This is a genomic window from Sulfurimonas sp., assembly GCF_018698455.1.
Taxonomy (GTDB): Bacteria; Campylobacterota; Campylobacteria; order Campylobacterales; family Sulfurimonadaceae; genus Sulfurimonas.
In genome coordinates this window covers 45,739-70,916 of sequence record NZ_JABIOQ010000072.1, presented here as the reverse complement: position 1 = coordinate 70,916, position 25,178 = coordinate 45,739, and the positions used below count along the sequence as shown (strand labels likewise).

General features: G+C 34.3%; 28 protein-coding genes. 12 read left to right on the top strand and 16 right to left on the bottom strand.

Annotated elements, in window-relative coordinates:
* Positions 1–20: 20 nt before the first annotated feature.
* Together HOG88_RS10825 and HOG88_RS10820 are read left to right on the top strand one after the other, a co-directional pair.
* Entirely contained in the window at positions 21–1,232 is a 1,212-nt protein-coding gene (locus HOG88_RS10825; RefSeq protein WP_295006044.1) for a dicarboxylate/amino acid:cation symporter, read from the top strand.
* Complete coding sequence (locus tag HOG88_RS10820) at positions 1,210–2,088, top strand: DMT family transporter (protein ID WP_295006042.1); 879 nt, start codon at positions 1,210–1,212, stop codon at positions 2,086–2,088. Before HOG88_RS10825 ends, HOG88_RS10820 begins: the two co-directional genes overlap by 23 nt.
* Before the next feature lie 4 nt (positions 2,089–2,092).
* On the opposite strand, the gene HOG88_RS10815 is transcribed toward HOG88_RS10820, so the two are convergent.
* The 8 genes from HOG88_RS10815 to HOG88_RS10780 form a co-directional block, all read right to left on the bottom strand.
* Positions 2,093–3,136: a CNNM domain-containing protein gene (locus tag HOG88_RS10815; RefSeq protein WP_295006041.1), complete on the bottom strand. Its 1,044-nt coding sequence runs from the start codon at positions 3,134–3,136 to the stop codon at positions 2,093–2,095.
* Between the two features lie 14 nt (positions 3,137–3,150).
* Positions 3,151–4,479: a magnesium transporter gene (mgtE, locus tag HOG88_RS10810; protein WP_295006040.1), complete on the bottom strand. Its 1,329-nt coding sequence runs from the start codon at positions 4,477–4,479 to the stop codon at positions 3,151–3,153.
* A gap of 7 nt (positions 4,480–4,486) precedes the next feature.
* The gene (locus tag HOG88_RS10805) at positions 4,487–5,155 is read right to left on the bottom strand and encodes a glucosaminidase domain-containing protein (protein WP_295006038.1); all 669 of its coding nucleotides are present in this window, start codon (positions 5,153–5,155) and stop codon (positions 4,487–4,489) included.
* Between the two features lie 22 nt (positions 5,156–5,177).
* Positions 5,178–5,819, bottom strand: coding sequence for an AMIN domain-containing protein (locus HOG88_RS10800; protein WP_295006036.1), 642 nt, complete (start codon positions 5,817–5,819; stop codon positions 5,178–5,180).
* A 24-nt stretch (positions 5,820–5,843) separates the two neighbouring features.
* Positions 5,844–6,122, bottom strand: a complete 279-nt coding sequence (locus tag HOG88_RS10795) for a hypothetical protein (RefSeq protein ID WP_295006034.1) — start codon at positions 6,120–6,122, stop codon at positions 5,844–5,846.
* 8 nt (positions 6,123–6,130) lie between these two features.
* The gene (gene eno / locus HOG88_RS10790; protein ID WP_295006032.1) at positions 6,131–7,399 is read right to left on the bottom strand and encodes a phosphopyruvate hydratase; all 1,269 of its coding nucleotides are present in this window, start codon (positions 7,397–7,399) and stop codon (positions 6,131–6,133) included.
* 110 nt (positions 7,400–7,509) lie between these two features.
* A complete protein-coding gene (gene recA, locus HOG88_RS10785) occupies positions 7,510–8,571 on the bottom strand; it encodes a recombinase RecA (RefSeq protein ID WP_295006030.1) in 1,062 nt (353 codons plus the stop codon).
* A gap of 163 nt (positions 8,572–8,734) precedes the next feature.
* Entirely contained in the window at positions 8,735–10,303 is a 1,569-nt protein-coding gene (locus HOG88_RS10780; RefSeq protein ID WP_295006028.1) for a hypothetical protein, read from the bottom strand.
* A gap of 259 nt (positions 10,304–10,562) precedes the next feature.
* On the opposite strand from HOG88_RS10780, the gene HOG88_RS10775 reads away from it, so the two are divergent.
* The 5 genes from HOG88_RS10775 (at position 10,563) to HOG88_RS10755 (ending at position 14,713) form a co-directional block, all read left to right on the top strand.
* Complete coding sequence (locus tag HOG88_RS10775) at positions 10,563–11,666, top strand: hypothetical protein (RefSeq protein WP_295006027.1); 1,104 nt, start codon at positions 10,563–10,565, stop codon at positions 11,664–11,666.
* Positions 11,667–11,800: 134 nt separating this feature from the next.
* On the top strand, positions 11,801–12,736 hold the full coding sequence (locus HOG88_RS10770; RefSeq protein ID WP_295006025.1) for a hypothetical protein: 936 nt from the start codon (positions 11,801–11,803) through the stop codon (positions 12,734–12,736).
* A gap of 24 nt (positions 12,737–12,760) precedes the next feature.
* A complete protein-coding gene (locus tag HOG88_RS10765; protein ID WP_295006023.1) occupies positions 12,761–13,624 on the top strand; it encodes an MqnA/MqnD/SBP family protein in 864 nt (287 codons plus the stop codon).
* 1 nt (position 13,625) lies between these two features.
* On the top strand, positions 13,626–13,892 hold the full coding sequence (gene fliQ / locus HOG88_RS10760; protein WP_295006022.1) for a flagellar biosynthesis protein FliQ: 267 nt from the start codon (positions 13,626–13,628) through the stop codon (positions 13,890–13,892).
* Positions 13,892–14,713: a UDP-N-acetylmuramate dehydrogenase gene (locus HOG88_RS10755; protein WP_295006020.1), complete on the top strand. Its 822-nt coding sequence runs from the start codon at positions 13,892–13,894 to the stop codon at positions 14,711–14,713. The genes fliQ and HOG88_RS10755 overlap by 1 nt, the downstream gene beginning before the upstream one ends.
* Here the strand turns inward: HOG88_RS10755 and HOG88_RS10750 are convergent.
* The 8 genes from HOG88_RS10750 to HOG88_RS10715 all read right to left on the bottom strand — a co-directional run bounded on the left by HOG88_RS10750 (position 14,710) and on the right by HOG88_RS10715 (position 21,742).
* A complete protein-coding gene (locus tag HOG88_RS10750; RefSeq protein WP_295006018.1) occupies positions 14,710–15,468 on the bottom strand; it encodes a TIGR04219 family outer membrane beta-barrel protein in 759 nt (252 codons plus the stop codon). The genes HOG88_RS10755 and HOG88_RS10750 overlap by 4 nt on opposite strands.
* A 169-nt stretch (positions 15,469–15,637) precedes the next feature.
* Positions 15,638–16,141 (bottom strand): thiol peroxidase, encoded by a 504-nt coding sequence (gene tpx / locus HOG88_RS10745; RefSeq protein ID WP_295006016.1) that lies wholly within the window; start codon positions 16,139–16,141, stop codon positions 15,638–15,640.
* Between the two features lie 103 nt (positions 16,142–16,244).
* Complete coding sequence (gene tsaD / locus HOG88_RS10740; RefSeq protein WP_295006014.1) at positions 16,245–17,231, bottom strand: tRNA (adenosine(37)-N6)-threonylcarbamoyltransferase complex transferase subunit TsaD; 987 nt, start codon at positions 17,229–17,231, stop codon at positions 16,245–16,247.
* Between the two features lie 13 nt (positions 17,232–17,244).
* Positions 17,245–18,339 (bottom strand): HNH endonuclease signature motif containing protein, encoded by a 1,095-nt coding sequence (locus HOG88_RS10735; RefSeq protein ID WP_295006012.1) that lies wholly within the window; start codon positions 18,337–18,339, stop codon positions 17,245–17,247.
* Positions 18,339–19,385, bottom strand: a complete 1,047-nt coding sequence (locus HOG88_RS10730) for a DNA cytosine methyltransferase (RefSeq protein WP_295006010.1) — start codon at positions 19,383–19,385, stop codon at positions 18,339–18,341. Before HOG88_RS10730 ends, HOG88_RS10735 begins: the two co-directional genes overlap by 1 nt.
* The gene (dxr, locus tag HOG88_RS10725; RefSeq protein ID WP_295006009.1) at positions 19,382–20,452 is read right to left on the bottom strand and encodes a 1-deoxy-D-xylulose-5-phosphate reductoisomerase; all 1,071 of its coding nucleotides are present in this window, start codon (positions 20,450–20,452) and stop codon (positions 19,382–19,384) included. Before dxr ends, HOG88_RS10730 begins: the two co-directional genes overlap by 4 nt.
* Before the next feature lies 1 nt (position 20,453).
* Positions 20,454–21,209, bottom strand: coding sequence for a phosphatidate cytidylyltransferase (locus HOG88_RS10720; RefSeq protein WP_295006007.1), 756 nt, complete (start codon positions 21,207–21,209; stop codon positions 20,454–20,456).
* A gap of 62 nt (positions 21,210–21,271) precedes the next feature.
* Entirely contained in the window at positions 21,272–21,742 is a 471-nt protein-coding gene (locus HOG88_RS10715; RefSeq protein WP_295006005.1) for a DsrE family protein, read from the bottom strand.
* A 90-nt stretch (positions 21,743–21,832) separates the two neighbouring features.
* Between HOG88_RS10715 and HOG88_RS10710 the strand changes: the two genes are divergently transcribed.
* The 5 genes from HOG88_RS10710 to soxA all read left to right on the top strand — a co-directional run bounded on the left by HOG88_RS10710 (position 21,833) and on the right by soxA (position 25,178).
* Positions 21,833–22,930, top strand: a complete 1,098-nt coding sequence (locus tag HOG88_RS10710) for a hypothetical protein (protein WP_295006003.1) — start codon at positions 21,833–21,835, stop codon at positions 22,928–22,930.
* Positions 22,927–23,511: a sulfur oxidation c-type cytochrome SoxX gene (gene soxX / locus HOG88_RS10705; RefSeq protein WP_348652958.1), complete on the top strand. Its 585-nt coding sequence runs from the start codon at positions 22,927–22,929 to the stop codon at positions 23,509–23,511. The genes HOG88_RS10710 and soxX overlap by 4 nt, the downstream gene beginning before the upstream one ends.
* Positions 23,512–23,525: 14 nt before the next feature.
* Positions 23,526–23,993 carry a thiosulfate oxidation carrier protein SoxY gene (gene soxY, locus HOG88_RS10700; RefSeq protein WP_295006001.1) on the top strand — a complete coding sequence of 156 codons (468 nt, stop codon included), beginning with the start codon at positions 23,526–23,528 and terminating at the stop codon, positions 23,991–23,993.
* Positions 23,994–24,065: 72 nt separating this feature from the next.
* Positions 24,066–24,401: a thiosulfate oxidation carrier complex protein SoxZ gene (gene soxZ / locus HOG88_RS10695; RefSeq protein WP_295005999.1), complete on the top strand. Its 336-nt coding sequence runs from the start codon at positions 24,066–24,068 to the stop codon at positions 24,399–24,401.
* Between the two features lie 3 nt (positions 24,402–24,404).
* Positions 24,405–25,178 (top strand): sulfur oxidation c-type cytochrome SoxA, encoded by a 774-nt coding sequence (soxA, locus tag HOG88_RS10690; RefSeq protein ID WP_295005997.1) that lies wholly within the window; start codon positions 24,405–24,407, stop codon positions 25,176–25,178.

The following is a 25,178-nucleotide window of genomic DNA, read 5'->3' as shown; positions in this document are numbered from 1 at the left end:
TACTACATAAAAGGCTCATAGTGATTCAAAAAATAAAAAAATATTCGACGACAAATACTCTTGTACTACTAGGAATTATTTTGGGAGCTCTCTTTGGAAGCTTTCTACCTGAAATAGCACTCCAGCAAAAAGTTATAGGAAGTGCTTTTGTGTACTTCTTAAAAATGCTTGTTGTCCCTCTTGTTTTTTCAAGCATTTATATTGCCATTTTAGGTTTAGGCTCTATAGAACATCTTAAAAATATGGGTCTAAAAACCATAGGACTTTATCTCCTTACAACGGCTATAGCTGTTCTAACAGCTATCATAGCGATGAATCTCTTTAATATCGGGGAGCAAGTAAGTAATGAAGGATTAGAATTTGCAAAGGCTGCGACTATTGCACCTTTCTCTTTTGAATCCATGATACTCTCATTTATCCCAACAAACATTTTTCATGCTCTTAGTAGCGGAGCCATGATGCAAATCATCGTTTTTGCTATTCTTTTTGGTATCGCCTCTTTATATCTCTCCCAAAAACAACAAGAGCCTTTAGTAAATCTCTTCACTTCTGTAAGCGAAGCTATGCTTAGGATGGCTGGGTGGGTCATCTTAATAACTCCCATTGGTGTTTTCTCACTTATCTCTTATGTTATTGCCGAACAAGGGATAGAAGTTATTTTTGGACTTTATAAATATGTCCTTCTTGTTGTGGGTGTAATCCTATTTCATGCACTATTTACACTTCCAGCAGTCCTTAGATTCTTTACAAAAGTAAATCCTTATAAATATCTATCCCTAGTAAGAGAGGCTCCAATTATGGCATTTTCTACAGCTTCATCGGCAGCAACTCTTCCAGTATCTCTGAGAGTTGTTGAAGAAATTGGTGGTGTTGAGAAAAAGAATGCCTCCTTTGTGCTTCCATTGGGAGCAACAGTTTCTATGGATGGTACTGCTGCTTATCTTACAGTTGCTGTACTCTATATAGCAAATCTAGCCGGAGTTGCTCTCTCATTTGGCGATCAGGTTCTCTTAGGAATTACTGTTGTTGCTTTAAGTGTAGGGGTTGCAGCACTTCCGAGTGCTTCACTTGTTATGATGGTAGTTATCCTTAACCAGATTGGGCTTCCTGTGGAGTATATGGCTCTCATTGTAGCTGTAGACAGAATCTTAGATATGTGTAGAACCTCACTTAATGTAACCTCTGATCTTATAATTACTAAAATTATAGATGAATCTGAAAAACGAAGATAGACTCTACTCATGGCTACTTGTTCTAGCCATGCTCTTTTGGGGTGGAGGCTGGACTGCACTTAAAATACTCACTATAAATATGCCAATGGATATCATTATATTTTGGCGTTTTTTTCTTATGAGTCTTGCGTTTATCCCTATTCTTTACTTTTTCAAAAAACCCATAATCCTTAATAGAGGTGCCCTAAAGTACATTTTTGGAAGTTCTGCACTCAACATTGCATTTATGGTTTCTTCATTTATTGCTGTAAAACATGGTCTAGCAGGTGCGGGAAGTGTCATCATAACCTCCCTATCTCCTCTTTTAACCTTTCTTATCGTTGCGCTACTTCTTAGTAAAGCTATACAAAAACATCAGTACATTGGTCTTTTTCTCGGGCTAGTAGGTGGTTTTGTGATTTTAGAATTAAATGATGTCGACCTTTTCTTACAGGGCTCAAATATCTACTTCGCCTTATCTGCTCTATTCTGGGCATTTGTGACTATATTCTCTCAACGCTCTCATGCATATATTCATCCCATTCACTACAGTTTTTTCATTTCTATTGTAGCTACTATCGCTGCGTTTATATATGCTTATGATTCTGATTTATTAAGTGTGTTTAATCAGGATTATGTATTTTGGTTAGCACTCGTTTATCTCGCTATTTTTGGTCAGACTATTGCCACAACTATCTTTTTTATGGCATCGGGAAAACTAGGGAGTCAAAGAACAAGTTCGTTTATGTTTTTAGTTCCAATATTTGCTCTTTTGACTGCTTGGCTAGTTCTTGATGAAAGTATCCAACTTCACATTGTTATAGGTGGGCTTATAAGTATAATCGCAGTATACTTTATTAACACAAAATTTGATTAAATGTTTAGTTCTCTGCTCTTTCTTTGCGTTTAAGTTTCATTTTTCTCTTTGCTAATTCACGCATATCTATTGTTGTATCACTTTCATCTACTATTTCAACACCTAAGATTGTTTCTACACAATCTTCAAGTGTTATGATTCCCTCTGTTTGATCATAGTTATCCATCACTAAAAACATATGATCTTTTTTGTTAATGAATCTATCTAATGCTTTACCCACTGGAACATTCTCATTTATGGAAAAAATATCTTTTTTGATACTGGCTAGTGTTACACTATCATCAACAAGTGCTTGCTTGAATATCTTTTTAGTAAGTACTAAACCTGTCACTTCCTCTATACTTCCATTAAAAACAGGAATACGAGAAAATCTAAAGATTTCTTCTTGAGTGTTAACAACTTCTTTTATTGTCATGCTCTCATCAATTCCAAAAACAACACTTCTAGGTGTCAACACCTCTGCAATTTTAATATTATTAAGATTTAAAATATTCTCTATTACATCTGATTCTTTCTCATCAATGACACCATCATCTTCACTTTGAAGCATACTCTCTAAGAGTTCCTCTTTAGTAAGTGAGTTTGCATCATCATTTCCATTTGAAATTTTATTGGTTACTGCTAAGGTCGTAAGTATAATCGGGTAAGTAATCCAGATAAGGATTCTTATAAACTGAGAAGCTAATGGTGCTAGCTTCTTCCAGTAAATTGCCCCTATAGTTTTTGGAATAATCTCAGAGAGAAATAAAATAGCAAATGTTAAAACAACAGAAACAATCACAACAGCATCATTTCCAAAAACTAAAGCAGCCTGAGCACCAACTGCAGCTGCACCAAGTGTATGTGCAATTGTATTTAGTATTAAAATTCCCGAGAGAGATTTATTTATGTTTTCTTTTTGCATTCGTAAGAGATGTCCGGCAGCGGGTCGTTCCCTTTCAAGAACAGCGATATAAGACATGTTAGTAGAAAGGAGTACCGACTCCAAAACAGAACAGAGAAATGATATTCCAACTGATAAGATAAAAAATAGTATTAAGAGACTCAATGTTTACAATTTCCTTAAAATAATATATATGTAGCGAGTGCCAGAAAACTAAAAAAACCTACAACATCTGTCACCGTTGTAAGTATAACTGTACTGCCTATGGCAGGATCTATGTCTAAACGCTTAAGTATAAGTGGTACAGATGCACCAAAAATACCAGCCATAAAAAGATTTATAAGCATGCTAAGTGCTATTACAACACCTAACATTCCCTTGTCATACCAGATTGTAGCTATAATTCCCACTATTATAGCGAAGAAGACTCCGTTTAATAGAGAGATTGTTACTTCTTTTTTGATTGTTCTCTTTGCATCACCAGTACTGATGTCCCCAAGAGCTAACTGCCGTACCACAACTGTTAGAGTTTGAGTCCCTGCATTACCGCCCATAGAGGCTACAATAGGCATTAATACAGCAAGAGCAACCATGTTTTGAAGTGTCTCAGAAAATATACCAATAACAGCTGAAGCAATGACCGCTGTCAAAAGATTAAAAAGAAGCCAAACGGCACGCTTTTTGCCTGCTAAAAATATTTCATCATCTTCTTCAGCTTCATCATCAACCCCAGCAAGGTTGTACATCTGTTCAGTTGCATGCTCGTTAATGATGTCATATATATCATCTGAAGTAATTCTACCCAGTAAAACACCGTAATCATTAACAATAGCCAAAACTGAGAGGTCATACTCTTCAAAAGTATGAACAACATCTTTAATGGGATCTGTATCTTTAGCAAATATAGGTTCGAAACTCTCATCAGAAGTATCGATATTTTCCTTTACTGTTTTAGTAAAGTCAAAAATTAATAGATCGTCTAGCCCAACTGCATATTCCAATCTATTATCTTTGTTTTTGATAAAAAGATTTTGTACATTCTCAATCGTATTTTCTTTACGTAATCTTGCAAATCTCTTTATTACATCTGTAACAATTTCATCTTTGTAGGCTGTAAAAAGCTCGAACTGCATATGAGAACCAGCTTCACTTTCGTCATAGTTATGAAGTCTGCGTATCTCTTTTTGATCATCTTCATGAAGTGTTTGAAATACTTCAAAAGCTTTTTCCTCATCAAGTTCGGTAAGCTCTTGCATAAACTCAGCCTGGTCATCAGACTCAAGTTCAGTTACAGCATGTGATATCTCATCTACACTTAAAGACTCTACTAAATCATCAAATAGTCTATCAGGAAGTGCTAATGCAACATCCCCGAGTAAATCTTTTGGGACAAGTGTTAGGGCTTGCGTAAATTCTTCATCATCAAATTCTTTAAGAATTTTTGCAATTTTTGAGGGATGTATCTCACTTAAATCGTGAGATTGAAGATACTCAGTTAGTTTATTCATTATAAACCTAATCGTACTTCATTAATTTGTTATATCGTATCATACTTCCAAGCTCTTTAATGTACTTTTTACCAATTTCTGAATATTTATCTAAGCCATTTATAATTATAAAAACATCATTACTGTCATATCTATACTCTCTAAAGTTTTTATATGCTCGTCCTCTTCCCATCACCTTATAATATTCTCTCACTGACTCTTCTAAAGATGAAAACTTGCGTAACCAAATAGTTTTAGTCCCACCACGTTTTTCACCAGCAGCTATACGAGGTTGGTTTTTATTTGAGCTCCACATTCCAAAGACATTATTTGCCTGTCTAAAAAACCTTGAAGTCGCCCATGCACTTTCCATAGCAGCTTGAGCAAGAACTATACTTGGGGAATGTGGTTTAAGTGCTTTTAAAAGTGCTTTATCGCTTGTGACTTTGTACTCTTTCTTTAAAACTTCAATTCTAGCTTGGTTTATGCCTAGTTTAAGGCTTGACTTCACATCTTGAAATTCAACTAATAATTCTTTATGTACTTTTTGTATGGGAGAAACCATTAGTGCAAAAAATCTTTCCTTTTTTACTTTTACAGTCATATTTTTTGGAATAACTGAAGCTTTATATAAAGGTTTTATCTCAAGTGCAAAAATATTTAAACTTATTAATAAACATAAAAATATATATCTCATCTTTGCTCCAAAATTATATTATTTACAGTAATGAAAATATATATCCATCAGCTATTTTCTTACTCTTATATCTATAGTAACCATCAAGTTCTATAACAACTCTGTAATATCCACTATGATTTCCTACTCGGACACGTGTTACTAAACCTTCATTCTTTACATTCTTTTCATAACTTCGTATATCTATTTCTCTTCTAAAGTCACATACAATTCTATGAGGTTTTACAAGAAGAAACTTTCTCAAAAGTTTATCTTTAGTTGTAATTTTAATTTCATTATCTTTACTATACAAAGATATAAATTTTAAAGTAGCTATCTTTACAAACTTCTTTGTTTTTATTTTTAGTGGCACTTTCTTTTTGTTAGATGCAGTGTCGTCAATATTTTGCGATAAGAAAAGAGGGATATGCCAGTCTATAGAATTTCCCAGAATCTCTTTTTTATCATGTATAGAACCATCTAAGTCTTTATAAGTAATAGTCATACTTTGGATTGTTCTTGCACTAGAAGGTAATGTAACAGCAACACGCTTCAATGGGGATAGTTTTTTCACCTGATTAGAAGTAATTATCATGTCCACTTCACCATCAGATGGGAAGAAAGGGTTCTCTCTGGCATCAACAAAACTAATTATAAATAATAAAAAGATAAAAAAACGTATCATTAAAAATCCTAATATTTGTATGAATTATTGTGCTGTAATCTCTTTTAACTCAAAATATTCACGCTGAAGTTCAGCATTATCTAGTTTAAGTCTATAGACTTCATCTTCAAGATAGCTTTTGTAATCTTGAAGTCCAAAAAGTACTTCTAAAGAACTTGTGCCATAAAGTAAAACACCTAGGTAAATTCCTAGAAATATCACTATAAAAAAAAGAAGGAAAAACTTACTTAAAGAGAGACCTAGATACCGTTGAGTTACACTCTCTGATGTATCTATCTCTTCAAGAAGTTCTTCTGTTTGCATAAAATTACTTAGTTAAAAAGTGCAGTGCCTAAGTACTCACCATATACAACTTCGTTTTCTATTTCAAGCAATCGGTTATACTTAGCAGTTCTCTCACCACGTGCAGTTGAACCTGTTTTAATTTGACCACAGTTAAGTGCTACAGCGAAGTCTGCAATAAATGCATCTTCACTCTCACCAGAACGGTGACTCATAACACAAGTATAACCATTACGTTGTGCTAAACGCACAGTAAGCATAGTCTCAGAAACTGAACCAATTTGGTTTGGTTTAATAAGAATTGAGTTAGCTATACCTTCATTAATACCTCTTGCTAATATGTTGGCATTTGTAACAAAAAGGTCATCCCCAACGATTTGAATCTTGTCACCAAGCTTCTCTGTCATTAGTTTAAAACCATCCCAATCATCTTCGTTAAGACCATCTTCTATAGAAACTATAGGGTATTTAGAACATAAATCAACATAATAATCAACTAACTCTGCAGAAGTAATTGTACGATTTTCAGACTCTAGTCTATAACCACCATCTTCTGCAAGAATTTCAGAAGCAGCTACATCTAAAGCGATTCCAATTTGTTCACCAGGCTTATATCCAGCTTTTTCAATTGCTTCCATAATAATTTGGATAGGCTCTTCATTTGAAGAAAGGTCTGGTGCAAAACCACCCTCATCACCTAGAGCAGTATTATGTTTTTTAGCTTTTAAAATACCTTTTAAAGTATGGTAAACTTCAGCAGATGCACGAAGACCTTCTGCAAAATCTTCAAATCCTACAGGAACAATCATGTATTCTTGAAAATCAACAGAGTTATCAGCATGGCTTCCACCATTAATGATGTTTAACATTGGTGTAGGAATTGTCATTGCGTTTGCACCACCAAGGTAACGGTAAAGTGGCATGCCAAGACTTTTAGCAGCACATCTTGCAACTGCCATAGAAACACCAAGAACTGCGTTAGCCCCAAGGTTTCCATAGTTCACAGTTCCATCAACTTCTTTCATGATAGCATCAACAACAGCTTGATTAAATGGAGATTGACCGATAAGAGCATCAGAAAGCTCGTTATTAACATGAGAAACCGCTTTTAAAACGCCTTTACCCATATAACGCTCATCACCATCACGAAGTTCTAATGCTTCGCGTTTACCAGTACTTGCGCCACTTGGTACTATTGCACTTTCGATCGTTCCATCACTTAACTCTACTGTTGCCTTAACTGTTGGATTACCACGTGAATCCATTACTTCTATCGCACTTACATTTTCTATGTACATCTATTACCCTTATTTTCAAATACCTAAAATGGTATAAAATATTATTAATTAGTGTAATTTTATCTAAATAATATTAAATCTTAGATATCTAGTATAATAAAGATATCTACTTAAGCATCGCTATCTGCATCAGAGTCAGCATCAGAATCATTTATTTCTGATACATCCATAACCATTACATCACTAATTCCCATTGCAACTTTGATTTTTTCTTCTATTTCCGCGGCTAGTGCTGGTTCATCTTTAAACTTTTGTTTAACATTTTCACGACCTTGACCAAGTTTTTTATCTTCATATGCAAACCATGCTCCAGCTTTATCGATAACATCAAGTTTCACACCGTAGTCAACTAGCTCACCCTCTTTAGAAATTCCTTCTCCAAACATAATGTCGAACTCTGCTTGACGGAATGGAGGTGCAACTTTATTTTTAATAACTTTTGCTTTAACACGGTTACCAATGTTATTTTCACCTTGCTTAAGTGCTGCAATTCTTCTCACGTCAATACGAACAGATGCATAAAACTTAAGTGCATTACCTCCGGTAGTAGTCTCAGGTGAACCATAACCCATCATTCCAATTTTCATACGAAGTTGATTGATAAATATAACTGTACAGCTCATTTTACTAAGAACACCCGTAAGTTTACGAAGTGCTTTTGACATTAGACGAGCTTGGACACCTACTTGCTGGTCTGTCATTTCACCTTCAAGTTCAACCTTTGGAGTAAGTGCTGCAACAGAATCGACAACTATTAAATCAACTGCTCCACTTCTTGCAATAGTTTCAACAATATCAAGAGCTTGTTCTCCATAGTCTGGTTGAGAAACTAGAAGATTCTCTACATCTACCCCAAGGTTTTTAGCATATAAAACATCAAGTGCATGCTCAGCATCAATAAATGCGCATACACCATCATTCTTTTGGCACTCAGCTGTAATTTGAAGTGCTAAAGTTGTTTTTCCAGAACTCTCAGGACCATATATTTCTATAACACGCCCTTGAGGAATACCACCTATGCCAAGTGCTAAGTCAAGTCCAATTGAACCTGTACTTATTGATTTCATCGGTTGGATGTCCTTGTCGCCAAGACGCATTAATGCACCTTTTCCAAAAGCTTTATCTATTTGTTTCATCGCTAAGTCTAATGATTTTTGTTTATTTGCATCCATCTTGGGCTCACTTGTTTTAATTTTTATAATTATATGTAATTTTTGATTATTATATTAAAAATATGTCAATTTGTTATATTTTTTATGGAATAAAATTTGAAGAATCTAAATATCTTGGAGGGAGAAATAAAAAAGAGAGTTTCCTCTCTTTTTTACAAAGGCATTATTTTGTTGTAATAGTACCAGTAATCGTTGTATAGTTCGTTGCTAACTCTGCTGGATTAATACCTGAGATACTAATAGTCACATTGTATGTTTTACCAGCCACTTTAAGGTGATCGTTCATTGCTGTAACTGCATCATTACCAGTACAACCGTTAATCGCAGTACAAGCATCAAACGAAAGATCTTCATTGGTTTGAGTTGTTCCAAACGTACCAGTATACTCTGAAGGTTCAGCACCATTAATTGTATCAGTTAAAATAATTGGTGCTGAACCAGGAATTCTTACTTTAGCACTAACATCATTATCTCCTGCTATCAAGACTAAATAATTAAGATTATCACCAAAAGTAGCATTAACTTCATCGCTCGAATCAGCAGCGTTAACAATATGAGCTGATAAAGTTATATTTTGATCTACAAAAGATTTTGTAATTGTTGCACCTGGAAGAACAATACTACTAAAATCAGCAAGAGTGCTAGTACTACTAACATCAACATCTGAAGTAAAAGTTCCAGTTGACGATAAACCTATGCTAAGGTTTCCAAGCTTAAGTGTTGAACCTAAAGTTAAAAGAGCCGGTGTACTTGTAACAGCTGTTTCAAGTTCAGTTACAGCTGCAGAGATATTAGCGTCTAGTGTAGTTGTATTTAAATCCGTACCAGTTGCGTCAAAAACAACTGGATCTCCGTCAGCATCAGTTGTCGCCGAATTTAGAGCATCCGTAGCAGTAGCACCACCATCACTTATCGCGATTATAACTTGTGTAATATCGGTAGTCTGATTTGGAGTTGAATCTACTATGTCTTTTAAAGCGTCAACAACGGTAGCAATGATTTCACATTTTGAGTCAATTGCCGTTTGCACACTTGGAGTCGTTACAGAAGCTGTGATAGCAGCTATATTTGGTACAGTCGAGTTATTTTCTATCAAACTAAGAGTAGACGTTGCATTAAGCTCAGTTGTAGCAGCTGATGATGCACCCGTTTTTTTGATAACCTTGATAGCTTCACCAAGAACCATTAACTGTATACTCTTAGCTCTTGTAGCATTATTGTCACTAGCAGCGCCGATAATGCTCGCAACTGGATTGAAATCTTTCACAACCGCTCTTAAAGCAGTTGCTTCAGCAGATTTACCCTGAGTAATAAAATCTTGAACGAGAGTTGTGAACTGAGAAATAATAGTGTCCTCACCATCAGCCCTCATTTCATAGTTTAAGGTATTATTTTCATCGGCTGAAGTGTAAACATTATCTCCATTAGTATCAACAATTGCATCACGTGGTACACTGATACTACACCCAGTAGCACTACTTAGTCCATTAAAAACCAAAACACCATTGTTTGTCATTACGTTAGTATCCGTTGAATACACCATGTTTCCACAAGTCATTGTCGCAGCAGTATTTATTTTTACAATATATCCATCTGCCGCAATCATTGAAAATGAACTTGAGCTTGAGCTTGAATCTGCTGAATCTTCAGTACCATCAGCACTACATCCAGAAAACATAGTTAGAGCTGTAAAAGATGCAGCCACTAGACCTAAAGTTATTTTATTTTTCATTTTATTCCTTTTTTTTAGCTAATTAAAGTGTAATATCAACCGATATAGTATCATACTTTTAAATACTTTTAACTTAAATTAATGCTTTTTTAGTATAATCTTAGTTATGAATTTAATGAAATACATATCTTTTCTCTTTATTACTTTGTTCTATGGTTGTGGCCCAAGTGGTGATTTAAGCATAGACTCATCAAACAATATTAGCATAAATCTTGATGCCAATCTAACCACTATAACAGTGGAAAGGGGTCCAGTGTTTATGGCAACAGTTAAGGATGCAAATGGTTTAGTGGCGTTAAATAGTAAATTTGGAATGTCAAATATTTATGAATTTAATGCTACCCCAAAAGCTCCGATTAGTGTTAGTGGGGGCTATATTGATATCAATAATAATTCAATACTTGATGAAAACGATACTAAACTAGATATAAACATGAGTTCTTATTCAAATATAGTCTCTCCCATAACCACATTGGTTGGAAACATTGATAATAATTCTACTATATATAACCATCTTATTAATAATTACGAGATAAACAAAAGCCAAATTTTTGACCTTGTACCCTCTAAAACTTCAAAAGATGTAATTATTTTGTCTAATGCAATTTATAAATCTTTGAGATCTAGTTTCGTATTTGCTTCTAGTGACTTTAATCAAAGTATTATCGACATAAACACTTCTTATGAACAAAGCTTTACACATATTACGGATTTAAAAGAATTATCAGTAGAGTTAGAAACTCAACTTATGACAGATTTAGGAATTGCACCGTTAAATAATAGTGATTTTTCAGATAATGATACTCTACTTAGTAGTAAATTCTATGTAGATGCTCTAGATTTAAATAACTCCTCTTTTATAAGAGTTAAGACAAAAGATGACAATATATCCGATATTTGGAATATGGCTCTAAATATTCAGGCAAACCAAACAATAGATAACTTTGATATAGCTGTACATATACTAAAGTCTACTGGAACTATTGGAAACATAATCGCCAAAGGTGTATGTCTAAAAGACAATAATATCACTCAAATATCTTCACTCACTTTCTTCGGTAAACAAGGGACATACACATCAAGAAGACCGTACTCCGCACAACATGAAATAACAAAAAATTCACTCTTTTTGATTCAAAACAAACTCTTGTTTAACCTAGGCTACATAATTAACAACCAAACAATAGTCGCTTCTTCTAAGTTTACAGATCCTGCGAATTACACTGTAAAAATATATGTAAACAAAGTTGATGTCAATGCTTCAGTTACTACAAATGTGGGGTCAATACAAACTGGAAAGAACAGTTATTACTATTTTGACATAGGATCTCAAGAAATTAATGGTACCTTAGAAATTCAATGAATAAAATAAAATTAATACTACTCATACTCTGCTATCAGCTATCTTTCGGGACAGAAACTATTTCTTATTCAAAAAATAGCATTCACGCTTTCTTGCCAAAAAATGGTGAAATCAGTTTAGGAATTGGGATGGAAATGATGAACTCCACCATCGATGTTTTGAAGATCAAAGAACAAGAATTTGGTGGTACGGGACAAAACATAGACTCATTAGGAGACATGAAATCTCTTGATCTTGAGGCGTCTTATGCCGCAAACAATCATTTGTATCTTCATTCTGATTTTAATAAAAAATATTTAGAATACTCAGGTTCGACTCTCGTTAATAACAACGTAGATTTATACGTTAGATATCAAGCTTACCAAAATGATAGTTTTGCTTTTGCAATCGATGGTGGTTTTGAGACGAACAGAGCGGAAGACGTACATTTGTACGACATAGACGTTATCAACAGCAACATTAGAAAAGTGGCGCCAGATAAAGACATTAAAATTTCAGAAGATGGAAGCGACATAACTTACAAACAAGAAGATGGTTTGGAACAGACTGCACCATTAAGCATAAAACCTTATCTAGCGCTACTGGATACGTATGATGAAAGTTTCTATTATAGATTTGTCGCTTCATTAAAAAGTAAAAACATTTTATTTGACGTGTTTGCGGGATACAAACAGATTAAAGTCAACTATGCCATCGATAGCTCTTTAGCTCACGAAACATCTCTTCAAAATGAGATAGGAGATAAAGCGAGTGTCACGCAAGAACGCCAAGATGGAATGATATTTTCTGGATTTGGATTTAGATACTTACTGGGCTCTTTGTCCGGCGAAGTAAACTACAAGTACAACAAAATACTAAGAATTTCGGGGCTATTAGCCATAGACTCTAATCATATTTTAGATATGAATTTACTTTATGGCTTTAACGATGGTTTTGTAATCTACCTTGGTGGGAAAGTAATGTCCAACCAGTTTAACGGTGAAATCCATTATCTATATACGCAATACTCGCAAACCTCTTTTGACCATCCTTATGGATATATGAATATTGGTACAATTATCAGATTTTAATGCTTTTATGGATAAAATGATTTTATGAAAAAAACCTTAATAGCGCACTCACCTGATGCCGATGATATTTTTATGTACTATGCCATTAAATTTGGCTGGGTAGATATGAAAGATACTGTTTTTGATAATATTGCTAAAGATATTCAAACACTTAATGAAGATGCACTCAACGGTGTTTATGACATAGTTGCTATTAGTTTTGCCTTATACCCTCACATAAAAAGTGAATATGCTCCTCTGCGTACAGCTGTTAGTTTTGGAGAAGGTTATGGCCCAAAACTCATTAAACGTAAGGGTGAAAAACTCAAACGCAACTTTAAAGTTGCACTCAGCGGAAAGAATACTACAAATGCGATGCTTTTTCGTATTGCATACCCTGATGCTCGTGTTGTTTACATGGATTTTTTGGAGATTGAGCAAGCTGTTTTAGATGGTGATGTTCATGCTGGAGTTCTCATTCATGAATCTATTTTAACTTATGATGACAAACTAGAAGTTGAAAGAGAAATATGGGATATATGGCAAGAACTGGCAGGAGAAGACCTTCCTCTTCCTCTTGGTGGTATGGCTATTCGTCGTTCACTTCCTCTGCACAAATCTATAGCTTACGAAGAGACTCTTACAAAAGCTGTAAAAGTTGCTCGTGACCATAAAGATAGACTCTCTACAATGCTCATCGAACGTAACCTAGTGCGAATTGATGCAACAACATTAGATAAGTATCTTGAGCTTTATGCAAATGACGAATCAATCACCCTCAGTGACATCCAATACAGAGCTATTGATAGACTTTTTGAGCTAGGCTATGAACATGGTTTTTATGAAACTCCTGTCAATGTAAAAGATTATTTAATTCCAACTGAGTACACCGAGCTACGGAACTCATAAAATGGAAGCAAAACTGATAGCACTTGGTGTTGAAACATTTAAAATAGCACTTATGTTAGCACTACCTGGTCTACTTACTGGTATGTTTATAGGTCTTGCTGTTTCCATATTTCAAGCGACTACTCAGATAAACGAGATGACACTTTCTTTTATTCCTAAAATTATTGGTGTTGTAGTTGTCATAGTTTTGACTATGCCATGGATGCTCAACGAGATGATCGATTTTACAACACATGTGTTTGAATTAATGCCTACTTTTGTTGAGTAATGACTACAAAACTTATAAACTTTAAAAAGTATTCCTCTTTTAAAATAGGAGGAAGTTTTGATGTTTCTATCTTAGAAGAAGATTTTTCTAACATCGAGAACTGTTATCTAATAGGTTCTTGTAACAACACTCTAGTTAGTCCAAATCCACCTCCTTTAATGACCCTTTCCAAAATGTATGACTACATAAAAATAGAAAATGATGTCTTAAAAATAGGAGGGGCAATGCCATCAGGAAAGGTCGCTTCATTCTGCAAAAAGAATAATATTGCAAACTTTGAATTTGTTTCTCATCTTCCCGGTAAACTTGGTGGCCTAGTGTATATGAATGCGGGACTCAAAGAGTATGAAATCTTTAACAATCTTATCTCGATTAAAACGACTAATGGCATTCAAAAGAGAAGTGAAATTGAGCATGGCTATAGATTTACAAATATAGATAAACCGATTTTAGAAGCTAGCTTTAAAATCCAATATGGTTTTGACATCGACAAAGTCGCAATGTTTAAAAAAATGCGCTCAAACCAACCTTCAACTCCAAGTGCTGGAAGTTGTTTTAAAAACCCTGAGGGTGACTATGCGGGGAGACTTATAGAAGCTGTCGGACTTAAAGGAGCACTTAAAGGAGATATGTGCTTTTCTCTAGAGCATGCAAACTTTCTTGTTAACAATGGAAATGGAATTTTTGAAGATGCACTATACTTAATAAAAGAGGCTCAAAGAAGAGTTTATGAAAAGTTTAGTATTTGGCTTGAATGTGAAATTGTAGTTTTAGATGTAGACTGTATGAGTAGCAATTCGCCACTCATAAAGAAGACTTAGAAACGCAGTATTAAACCTGCATAGATTCCTGCAAAGTCAAGTTTAAAATCAACATCTTGAGCTTCGCCCGTTTCAAATTTTTGAACTCTATATCCAACCTCAATAGCCGGTTGAATAAGAGGTGTAATATCAATAGTATAATCAACTTTTACTCTTGCATCATAGATAGTCGTAGAGTCGTAAGAGATATACTTTACGTCTGCTTCAGCTGCTAAATCACTCATTGGGATTTCAAGTCTAGTTCTAACATATACCATAGGAATTGGTAGCATTTGAACTTTATCATACTCTGTACCAGATACTGCATTATCTAGTGTTACACCAGCAACGCTATAATCAACATTTACCATTTTTAAGTCAATACCTAAATCAAGAGTCAGCCAAAAAGTGTTATCCAAAATATTGTAATAAGGAATAATATCGTACTGTGTCATCTCTAATGTAGACTTTCCTGCACTTGCACTAAAGCCAGCAAAGGTACCAATTGCTTCACCCTCACTTGTAACATTTGCATATTCTAAACGCAAGTTAGGGATCACCGGAACAAAATGTTTTACAAGTAACCAAGCATAACCGCCAGCTTGCTGAGTCTCTGATGAAACATCTGAACCAGTTGCTCCACTTTGACTTGATTCAAGACCACCTGTTGGTGTATGCGCCCAAACTCCTGCTCCAACTTCAGCTCTTAAAAAATCTGCACTGAGGGTCGTTGTTAACATTAGTCCAAATGCCAATAAACTTAATACTTTTTTCATATTTCACACCTTTTTATAATTTAAAAGATTATAGCAAATAATCTTTGTCTAATATATTAAAGTCATATGTAAAGTTTTGATAAAAAATAGATTTGAAAAGTTTAAGTTTGAAAAGTAACAAGAAGAATGCCACTCGAATGAGTGGCGAAAGATAATAAAACCTAAAGGCTTAGCTTACTGCAGCGATAGCAGCATCGTAGTTAGGCTCTTCAGTAATTTCTGGAACGATCTCTTTGTAAGTAACAACACCTTCTTCGTTTACTACGAAGATTGCTCTACAAGTAACACCAGCTAAAACAGAACCACCAAGTAGTACACCGTAAGCATTAGCGAAGTCTTTGTTTCTAAAGTCAGAACATACAGTTAAGTCATTGATTCCCTCAGATTGACAAAAACGTCCAGCAGCAAATGGAAGGTCAAGAGAAACGATAGTTGCAGTTACATCACCAAGTGAAGCAGCTTTAGAGTTAAAGTTACGAGTTTCAGTAGCACATACACCTGTGTCTAAAGAAGGAACAACTATAATAAGTTGCTTTTTACCAGTAGCTCCACCAACAACAACGTCACCTAAACCTTCAGAATTTACAACAGTAATTGCTGGTGCTTTGTCTCCAACATTTACTTCATTTCCTATTAGTTCTACGTCTGTACCTTTGAATTTTGTAGTTGCCATTGTGGCTCCTTGAGTTTAATTTTCGTAAGTATAATTGAATCTGATAATTTTACTCTTAAATTCAAGAAACTTCCGTTATGTTCAGTAGATTTTAATACTAATACTAAAGATTACTCCGTGGACTAATGTCCAAATCTTCTAATCTGCTAAACAGTTTTTTCTCATACATCTCAATTGCTACTCGTCCTATCATTGCTGCATTGTCTGAGCAGTACTTTAGTTCACTGAGGATTAACTCAGCATTATGAGGTTTTAACAGTTCTTGTATTTGTCCACGAAGATAAAGATTTGCACTCGCACCACCAACAATAGCAAATGTAGTAGGCTTTATAGTTTTCAAATACTTTTTAAGTTTCATTGTCAAATGTTTCGTCGCTATATGCTCAAAAGAAGCGGCTATATCACTAAAATCTGGTTTTTCTTTTTTCTCTTCTTCCAAAACAGCAAGTCTTACTGCATTTTTAAGTCCTGAGTAGCTAAACGCGATAAGAGGTGACTGATGCAGAGGAACTGTGAAGTTATGCGCAAGTCTATCACCGTTAAGTGCTAGTTTTTCAATGACTGGACCACCAGGATATCCAAGACCCATCATTTTTGCCACCTTATCAAAACTCTCTCCAAAACTATCGTCCATACTCTTAGCAACTGTCTCTATCTCTGTAAGACTTGTTACTTCCATGACTTGTGTGTGACCACCTGAAACTAGTAGACAGGTCAAAGGGAACTGGGTCTCTTTTTCTATAAAAAGCGAATAAATATGTCCGATGAGATGATTAACTCCGATGATGGGTATGTCTAAGGCTACTGCAATAGCTTTTGCCATAGTTACACCCTCAACTAAAGTCACAGCAAGACCAGGAGTTGAAGTAACCGCTACAGCCTTTAAGTCTTTAAAGTAGGGCTCACACTCTTCTAAAATTTTAGGAAGAGCTTCTGCATGAAGACGGGCTGCAAGTTCTGGAACTACTCCACCGTAAACACTATGCTCTAACTCTTGAGAAATTTTTTTATGAAAAAGAAGTTTTTTTGTTTTTATATCCGTGATAGATATTGCACTGTCATCGCATGAACTCTCTATTGCTAAAATCATCTATATTTTCCTTTTATGCACAGTAGTACATTTTTTGTAAGTCTTCTGATGAAATACTATTTTGTGACATAAATGCCAACTGTATTTTATATATTTTACTTAAAATATCACCTTTATTATCACCTGAATGTATCTCACGATGGCAGGTTGGACATAAAGAAAGTATATTATCTACATCATCAAGATTTAATGTGTAATTTTTTTGTTGAAACATTGGCACGACATGATGTCCTTCAACATAATTTACACCCTTTGAGATAAATGTTTCATGTGTCTTATCTATTTGGCATGTGAAATTATCTCTTACTTTAGCATCTTGAATAAGTCTTGCATCGCGTTTATATCTCTCATTCGCCGTTTTTCCATCAAGCTGACAAAACAAGGTCTCATCACCAAAAAAAAGAGACTCAAATGAAAGATTCTTATAAAGTGTCTCTACATCAGCATAAATATCATCAGCTATAAAATAATTTCCATTCTTTTTTTTAAGAATTTCTATGTTTACAAGAGAGTTGACCACCCAAGTATAAAACTTATCATACTCTTGCTCTTTTGCTATTTTTTCTAGATTCCCACTCTTTTCATACAGTACCAAATCATCATAACTTTTCAGATAAATGAGTTGTTCTTTTATAAACTCTTTACTTAAACCCCTTTCCAGTTCACTGAGTAAAAGTTTAAATAAAATCCTAAAAGGAAAAAGTTGTAGTTTAATTTCTTTAGTCGCTATACTCGGGTACTTAGAGTTATCGAGCTGATTCAAAATGTACTTTTTACATTTTTTATACTCTTGTCTTTCATAAAAGTATAAAAACTTATCACCCTCAAGGGTTAGTTCCAAAACCTTTGAGCTACTTATTTTTAAAAAACCTAAAAAAAGAAGTGGTCTAAAAAAATGTGCCGGAGTGGAATTGTTCTCTTCATAGTCTGTATTTTCTTCCAAGTAAGCTTTTATCTCTCGCTCAAACTCGGCTTGTGAAACTTTTACTTTTTCTAAAACAAACTTTAAAACAGCAATAGTTCGACTGTTCATATAACTAACTTCACCTAAAGGCTTGTCAAATATCTTGCCATTCCCAGGAGCCTGCCATCTGTAAACATTAGCCATTATTTTTGAGGCATTACCCCAAGAAGTGAGTCTATTAGCATAGGAGGAACACCTTCTCCTATAACCTGTCTAATAAGATTTTCACTTGCCCACTCAGGAGGAGTCCAGTCATCAGGTAAACCTGTTAATATAAATATCTCTTTAAGAGTTAAAACACGAGCATCACTATATGTTCCATCTGCAAGTAAACGCCCAGGATGAACATTGTTTTGTGAGGAGATTGAACCATTTGCCATTGTAATAGTTGGAGACGGTTTATCCCATTCTATTCGTTTGTAAGTAGTGTCATAGCCTTTAATCCGTGTACCATCTACTTTTTTAGGATAGTGCACCTTGTTATGAAGAGCTGTTTTTCCAGTTGGCGTTTTCTTTAAAAAAGCGATGTGTCTATCGTTATGTTTTTTTGCGTTGTGGTACTTTATATCAGAACTTTGTTCACTTTCTAAAGTTGGTAAATACTCTATCATCTCACGAACTGTAATCTTCTCTTTTTTACTTGGAAGTTCCCATTTTTGGAGTTTAGATATAAGATAAATCGCACGTTTACGACTCTGCGGCGTTCCATAGTCCGATGCATCAACAACAACTGGATTCACTATATAACCTAGTGGTTCTAACTCTTGTTTTATAAAGTCAGTTATCTTTAACTTTTCACCTTTATGAGAAAGGTAAGTATTTAAAACCTTTGGAACATTTTCTATTAAAATATTTGTAGGTTGTAACTCTTGTGCTAGTTTTATTACATATTTTATAAGTGAATTTCTTGGATCGTTTTCATGCATTTTTCCAGCTAAACTCATTCCTTGACAAGGAGGTGTTGCTATTAAAAAATCACATTTTGATTTTTTCGATGCTTTTAGTACTTTAGTAAAAGTTTCATCACTTGTGATATCACCCTGAATCATCTTACATTTAGGATGCATCTCTTGATGAAACCGAGCACGGTTATCTAGAAGTTCATTCGCTACTGCAATGTTAATTTTGTGGTTTTTTATGTAGGTCTCTGCTATACCTACATTTGCAAAGAGGGAAACACCTTGTATCATTTTATTTTTCTCACAAACTCACGAACTTCTGCATCAAGACTAAAAACATCATCAACATTATTTGGTATATCTGTAAACTTGTCAAATGCATTCATAATGTTACTACTGATATCCATAAAATTTATTTCTTTGTTTATAAACTTCTCGATTGCTATTTCATTTGCTGCGTTTACAACAAGACCACGAATCGGATTTTTAAGTAATTCTTCTTTGATATTCCAAATAGGATAGCGACTAGTCTCTATTTCTCTAAATTCTAAACTTCCTATTTTAAGAAGATCAACATGCTCTAAAATGTTCTCATTCATCTTCTCATCAAGTGCATAAGCAATGGGAAGTTGCATGGAAGCATGAGCAAAATGTGCAGTAGTTGAGCCGTCTTTAAAATCTATAAGTGCATGGATAAGTGACTGTGTCTCAATAATTGCATCATACTCACCCTCACCAAAAAGCCATCTAGCCTCAAGAAGTTCAAACATCTTGTTCACCATAGTTGCAGAGTCTATAGTTATCTTTTGACCCATAGACCAGTTTGGATGGTTCTGAGTATCTGCTAATGTTGCATTTTGAATTTTTTTGATATCCCAATCTCGAAATGCTCCACCACTCGCAGTGATAATCATCTTTTTAACGGGTCTGTCTTGCATTAAGTACCAGAGTCCAAAGTGCTCACTATCAATGGGTTGAATTTTACTTACATCTATAAAAGCACCACAAGCAACTAAAGATTCTTTATTTGCTAGTGCTACTTTTTTGTTACACTCGAGTGCTTTGAGTGTTGGACGAAGACCGAGAAAACCGACTAAGGCATTCACAACTAAAGAGCTTGAAGCATCAGCAATAACATCAAGAATAGCTTCTTCACCTGAGTAAACGCAGCTATGATTTACACTCCATATATCTTGAGAATCTGAGATAACTACAACTTTTGGTTTATGCTCTTTTATCTGCTCATTTAAGAGTTTGATATTTTTACCAGCAACTAAAACCTCAACATTAATACCGAATTTTTTAGCGACTAGGAGTGTATTTACACCTATTGAGCCAGTAGAACCAAGGAGAATCAAACTAGACAAGTCCTCTCAAGAGAACAAGCATAATGATTCCACCAAAAAGGTATCCATCAATACGGTCAAGAACACCGCCATGACCTGGAAGTAAATCACCACTATCCTTTACTCCAGCACTGCGTTTGAGTGAAGATTCAAATAAATCTCCAAATATAGAACTCACAGCAACCATAAAAGAGATAACAAAGGCAATACTAAAATCAACAATAGGAAGTCCAAAAAAGAGACCTCCGATAGTAGCAACAGCTACCCCGCCAACTACTCCTTCCATCGTTTTATTTGGACTTGTCTCACAAAATTTTGTTTTACCTATGCTTTTACCTACTACATAAGCACCAATATCACTCAGTGCTACTACTGCAAGTAACCATAGAAGAGAAAGTATTCCATACTCTTGGTACATTGTAAGCATGAAAAGCATACCTGCTGTTGGGTAGATAAAAGGTAAAAAGTCTTTCCATAAAAGTTCTTTGTTAAACGCCACTGCACTCGCATAAACAACACCAGCTAAAACAAAAAGATCATCTCCATAAGGATAGACTCCTGCAAGTAACCAAGTACCTAAAGCAAAAGGGAAAAGATGATCTTTCTCAACTCCAAAGAGTTTCTCTGCTTCTTTAAATGCAAGAAGATAGACACCACCAAAGACTAACCACATTACGAAAAAGTTGTCTATTAAACCTACTATAAGTACTGCTGCTAAAAGAGCAATCCCCGTAATTATTCTCTCTTTATGTGCTTCAAAAATGTCCATATACGTTCCTATTTTAAATAATTAATTAATAGATTATATCGAATCAGACTTTAATCTATTGTTTAATCTCCAACTGGCAGATATGCAAATCCATCATTTTGTTTATCTATCAAGCCAATAGTTGAATTTGGAACTATTTTAACAAAATCCATTATATTATTTACATCAAGTTTATTTTTCAGCATTCCAACTCTACACATTAAAAACTCAACATCATATGTATCAGACATTAATTCGATATGTTTTTTGATGCTCTCCTGTTTTTTAAGTAGTCTCAGGTCATCTTTATATATAGTATTTACAAGATCTTTTACAAAAAACCTGTATGCTCCACCATGAATAACCACAGATACTTCTAACTCCTCAAACTTATTTTCATAATGTGTTTTATTCATTGCAATTGCACTTAACACAACTTTTTCAAATGTTTCTAACTTACTTGTTGTAAGATCGTAAACAACTTTATGCACTTCCTCATCTGCTTGAATTACTGCAAAAGAACACACTAATAGGTAAATTATAATTTTCTTCATTTTCTTTTATACCTCCATATTTTTTATTTTGTATTGCTTTTTTGTAAATTTAGTGTAAAATTGTATCTACTTTAAGCTCACTGGACAATTATGTTACAAAAAATAATTATAATTTTTGTTCTACTTACTGCCATTACTATTTCCATTTTTTTTTATTTTAATAATGAAGTGAATGAGCAAAAACTAAACAATATTGTGGATCAAATGAGATTGACGATTGCCGCACAACTCAAAACTCATCAGATGGATGATTTAAAAGTCGCTATTTTGTTATCAAAGAATGAAGCTCTCGTCAATGCACTTGAAAATGATGACGAAGATTTAGGATATGAATTACTAACCGATGCGCTAAATAGTATAGAAAAAGAGACTAGCCTTCATATCAGAGCACAAATTCTAACAGAAGAATTAAATATATTTGCCCGGAGTTGGGATAATGTTTATACGGGAATGCCCATTGGAGACTACAGGCTAGACCTCAAGTACTTCGACACACATACAAATCCTAGGGCTTCTATTGAAATTGGACGACGAGTGGGAACCAAGGCGACTGTTCCCATTTATGCCAAAGATGGAACAAGACTCGGTTTTGTGGAAGTCATCTCATTTTTTAAATCGATTACAGAATTTTTTAGTAGTATCGGCATTGATTTATATGTTCTACTAGATGTACAGTACATTGATACTGCAGTATTAATGATGCAAAATTTAGCTATCTCCGATTATATTCTCGCAAACAGAAACTATAACTATTCTCATATACAAACTTTAAAGACGGTTGATTTTAAGGAGCTAAAACTAACTGGGTTATTAGATAAAGATAATAAGTATATTTTTTATGACAGCATGCAAGATGGAAATGGAAAAATCATTGGTGGTTTTGTTTTTGTATTACCAAAAAAATATTTAGATTATTTTAGAGACCAAGACGATGATATCTCCTTTTTTATCAACATTACAAAAAGTGGTCTCTATGATATACTTAAAAAAGAAAAGTATGCAAACAATATTTATGCTGATTATTCCGCTAACTCTTTAGTCTATCTACAGGATATAATTGACAAAGAAGATAGAAAACTCTTTTTTGACGAAGCATACGAGAAGTTTGACCAGTACTCAAAAGATGAACTTATACAAATAATGTTAAATAGAAAAATAGTAAAAAAAATAGATGGGAAAATAAAATGAAAATATTATTACTTGAAGATGAGTACTCGTTAAGAATAAGTATTGTGGAATTTTTAATGAAGAAAACCATTATGATATCGTTGCTTGTAAGTACTTCGTTATTTGCTGCTGATTATAGTAGTGTAATAGAAAAGCCTAATGCAAGTGAACTGATTCAAAAAGATTTATTGCCACCGGCTAAAGTATTTACTATGCCTAGTAATTGTGTAACTAATGACAAAGATTCAATTGCTAGAGGTGCTTTTATATTTCACAACTTAAATGGTGGAAAAGTAAAAGGTAAGTTACCTAAAGGCTTAGCGAAGAAAAATGCTAATGGAAAGTCAAAACAATACGGAAACTGTGTTGCTTGTCATAATATAGAAGGTGCCGTAGGTGCTGGAAATATTGGTCCGGATTTAACTGGATACAAAGCTATTTTTGTTGATAGTGGAGTAAGAGATAATCAATTTGTTTATCAAAAAATTGCCGATCCTCGCGTTGAAAATGCTAACACTCACATGACAGTTAACTTAACAACTAAGTTGTTCAATGAACAAGAAATATGTGATATGACTTCATATATCGTATCTGAAAGATAAAAGGAAATTAAATTATGCAAAGAAGAGATTTTTTTAAAAAACTAGGTTTAGTTGCTGCTGCTAGTGCACTAACACCGGCAATAAGTTTTGCAAGCGAAACAAAAGTTGTAAGTAAAAATACAATGTCTTACCAAACAGCTGTTGATGCTATCACTGGAGGCAAAACAGTTACAGTATCATCAAAGATAAAACTTAAAGTTCCAGAAATTGCTGAAAACGGTGCCGTTGTTCCAGTAACAGTTAACATTGACTCTCCTATGACAGAGAATAACTATGTAAAAGCTATTCATATTTTAGCTTCTCATAATTTCAATGCACGTTCTATAGATGTGTATTTAACTCCAGCTAATGGAAAAGCAATGTTCTCAACTCGTATTAAACTTGGTGGAACTCAAGATGTTACTGCTTTAGTAGAATTAAGTAATGGTGACTTCATTAGTGCATCTCAAAACGTAAAAGTAACTATCGGTGGGTGTGGTTGATTTTAACCAAACTAGTTAATTAATTAATTAAATAAATATATATATATATATATAAATTATAGGAAGATTAAAATGCAAAAAAGAAAGTCACTGATTAAAATCAAGCCAAAAAAGTTTAAAGATGGTGAAATTGTAAAAGTTAGTTTTATGGTTATGCACCCAATGGATACTGGTACACAGAAACACAAAGAGACAAAAGAGTTGATACCAGCCAAATTTATAAATAATGTAAAGTTTAACTACAATGGAAAAGACATCACAAATATGACAGTGTGGGAATCTTTATCTACTAACCCTGTTTTTACAACATATATGAAAGTAGATGGTAAAGGCACATTAAAAGTTACTTACACAGATAATACTGGTGAAGTAAATGAAAAAAGTAAAAAGATTAAACCAAAAGGATAATCAATGAAAACAGGAATTAAAATAGCTTTATCTATTACACTTCTTTCATCATTATCGTTTGCTGGTGAACAGTTTGCTATGAGTGATTCAGACCGTGCTATGTATACGGATATGCTAGAAAATAATCCAGCAGACTTAATGATATCTAATGGTGAAGAGTTACTGGAAGAATATTGTGGTGGAGATGCTGGTGTTGCTGCATTTTTTAACATCAGTGAAGATGATCTACCAGCATATATAGCAGGTTTTCCTCGTTACTTAAAAGAATTTAAGCAAGTTGTTACAGTTAGTCAAGCTCTTCAAGGACTTATGAGTAAAAATACTCATAAACCATTTAAGCTTAAAAGTTCTGATATGTTTGACATGAGTGCTTATGTAAAAACTCTTGCTAATGGTGAGAAAAGTAATATTGATGTTAATGCAGATAAGTATATTAAAGAAGCGTTTGTGCTTGGAGAAAAAACTTATATGACTGCTCGTGGTGGAAGAGGTTTATCTTGTAACTCATGTCACTCTGCCGATATCGTTGGTGCAGTTCTTAGAACTCAACCTTTACCGGATTTAACTTCAAAAGGTGTTGCAGTTGCAGCTACTTGGCCAGCATATAGAATGACTAAGTCTTCTTTAAGAACACTACCTCGTCGTTTTCAAGGCTGTATGAAAAATGCACTACTAAAAGTTATTCCTCTAGGTTCTCCTGAAATGGTTGCACTTGAAGTATATCTTACACATGAAGCTAAGGGCACGGAAGTTGCAATTCCTGGCCTTAAGAGATAG

What these genes read in the sequence shown, in the direction of transcription:
- HOG88_RS10820 (WP_295006042.1), top strand. Translation starts at nt 1,210, where the DNA reads ATGAATCTGAAAAACGAAGATAGACTCTACTCATGGCTACTTGTTCTA.
- mgtE (WP_295006040.1), bottom strand. Translation starts at nt 4,479, where the DNA reads ATGAATAAACTAACTGAGTATCTTCAATCTCACGATTTAAGTGAGATA.
- HOG88_RS10805 (WP_295006038.1), bottom strand. Translation starts at nt 5,155, where the DNA reads ATGAGATATATATTTTTATGTTTATTAATAAGTTTAAATATTTTTGCA.
- HOG88_RS10800 (WP_295006036.1), bottom strand. Translation starts at nt 5,819, where the DNA reads ATGATACGTTTTTTTATCTTTTTATTATTTATAATTAGTTTTGTTGAT.
- HOG88_RS10795 (WP_295006034.1), bottom strand. Translation starts at nt 6,122, where the DNA reads ATGCAAACAGAAGAACTTCTTGAAGAGATAGATACATCAGAGAGTGTA.
- eno (WP_295006032.1), bottom strand. Translation starts at nt 7,399, where the DNA reads ATGTACATAGAAAATGTAAGTGCGATAGAAGTAATGGATTCACGTGGT.
- recA (WP_295006030.1), bottom strand. Translation starts at nt 8,571, where the DNA reads ATGGATGCAAATAAACAAAAATCATTAGACTTAGCGATGAAACAAATA.
- HOG88_RS10780 (WP_295006028.1), bottom strand. Translation starts at nt 10,303, where the DNA reads ATGAAAAATAAAATAACTTTAGGTCTAGTGGCTGCATCTTTTACAGCT.
- HOG88_RS10775 (WP_295006027.1), top strand. Translation starts at nt 10,563, where the DNA reads ATGGCAACAGTTAAGGATGCAAATGGTTTAGTGGCGTTAAATAGTAAA.
- HOG88_RS10770 (WP_295006025.1), top strand. Translation starts at nt 11,801, where the DNA reads ATGATGAACTCCACCATCGATGTTTTGAAGATCAAAGAACAAGAATTT.
- HOG88_RS10765 (WP_295006023.1), top strand. Translation starts at nt 12,761, where the DNA reads ATGAAAAAAACCTTAATAGCGCACTCACCTGATGCCGATGATATTTTT.
- fliQ (WP_295006022.1), top strand. Translation starts at nt 13,626, where the DNA reads ATGGAAGCAAAACTGATAGCACTTGGTGTTGAAACATTTAAAATAGCA.
- HOG88_RS10755 (WP_295006020.1), top strand. Translation starts at nt 13,892, where the DNA reads ATGACTACAAAACTTATAAACTTTAAAAAGTATTCCTCTTTTAAAATA.
- HOG88_RS10750 (WP_295006018.1), bottom strand. Translation starts at nt 15,468, where the DNA reads ATGAAAAAAGTATTAAGTTTATTGGCATTTGGACTAATGTTAACAACG.
- tpx (WP_295006016.1), bottom strand. Translation starts at nt 16,141, where the DNA reads ATGGCAACTACAAAATTCAAAGGTACAGACGTAGAACTAATAGGAAAT.
- tsaD (WP_295006014.1), bottom strand. Translation starts at nt 17,231, where the DNA reads ATGATTTTAGCAATAGAGAGTTCATGCGATGACAGTGCAATATCTATC.
- HOG88_RS10735 (WP_295006012.1), bottom strand. Translation starts at nt 18,339, where the DNA reads ATGGCTAATGTTTACAGATGGCAGGCTCCTGGGAATGGCAAGATATTT.
- HOG88_RS10730 (WP_295006010.1), bottom strand. Translation starts at nt 19,385, where the DNA reads ATGATACAAGGTGTTTCCCTCTTTGCAAATGTAGGTATAGCAGAGACC.
- HOG88_RS10720 (WP_295006007.1), bottom strand. Translation starts at nt 21,209, where the DNA reads ATGGACATTTTTGAAGCACATAAAGAGAGAATAATTACGGGGATTGCT.
- HOG88_RS10715 (WP_295006005.1), bottom strand. Translation starts at nt 21,742, where the DNA reads ATGAAGAAAATTATAATTTACCTATTAGTGTGTTCTTTTGCAGTAATT.
- HOG88_RS10710 (WP_295006003.1), top strand. Translation starts at nt 21,833, where the DNA reads ATGTTACAAAAAATAATTATAATTTTTGTTCTACTTACTGCCATTACT.
- soxX (WP_348652958.1), top strand. Translation starts at nt 22,927, where the DNA reads ATGAAAATATTATTACTTGAAGATGAGTACTCGTTAAGAATAAGTATT.
- soxY (WP_295006001.1), top strand. Translation starts at nt 23,526, where the DNA reads ATGCAAAGAAGAGATTTTTTTAAAAAACTAGGTTTAGTTGCTGCTGCT.
- soxZ (WP_295005999.1), top strand. Translation starts at nt 24,066, where the DNA reads ATGCAAAAAAGAAAGTCACTGATTAAAATCAAGCCAAAAAAGTTTAAA.
- soxA (WP_295005997.1), top strand. Translation starts at nt 24,405, where the DNA reads ATGAAAACAGGAATTAAAATAGCTTTATCTATTACACTTCTTTCATCA.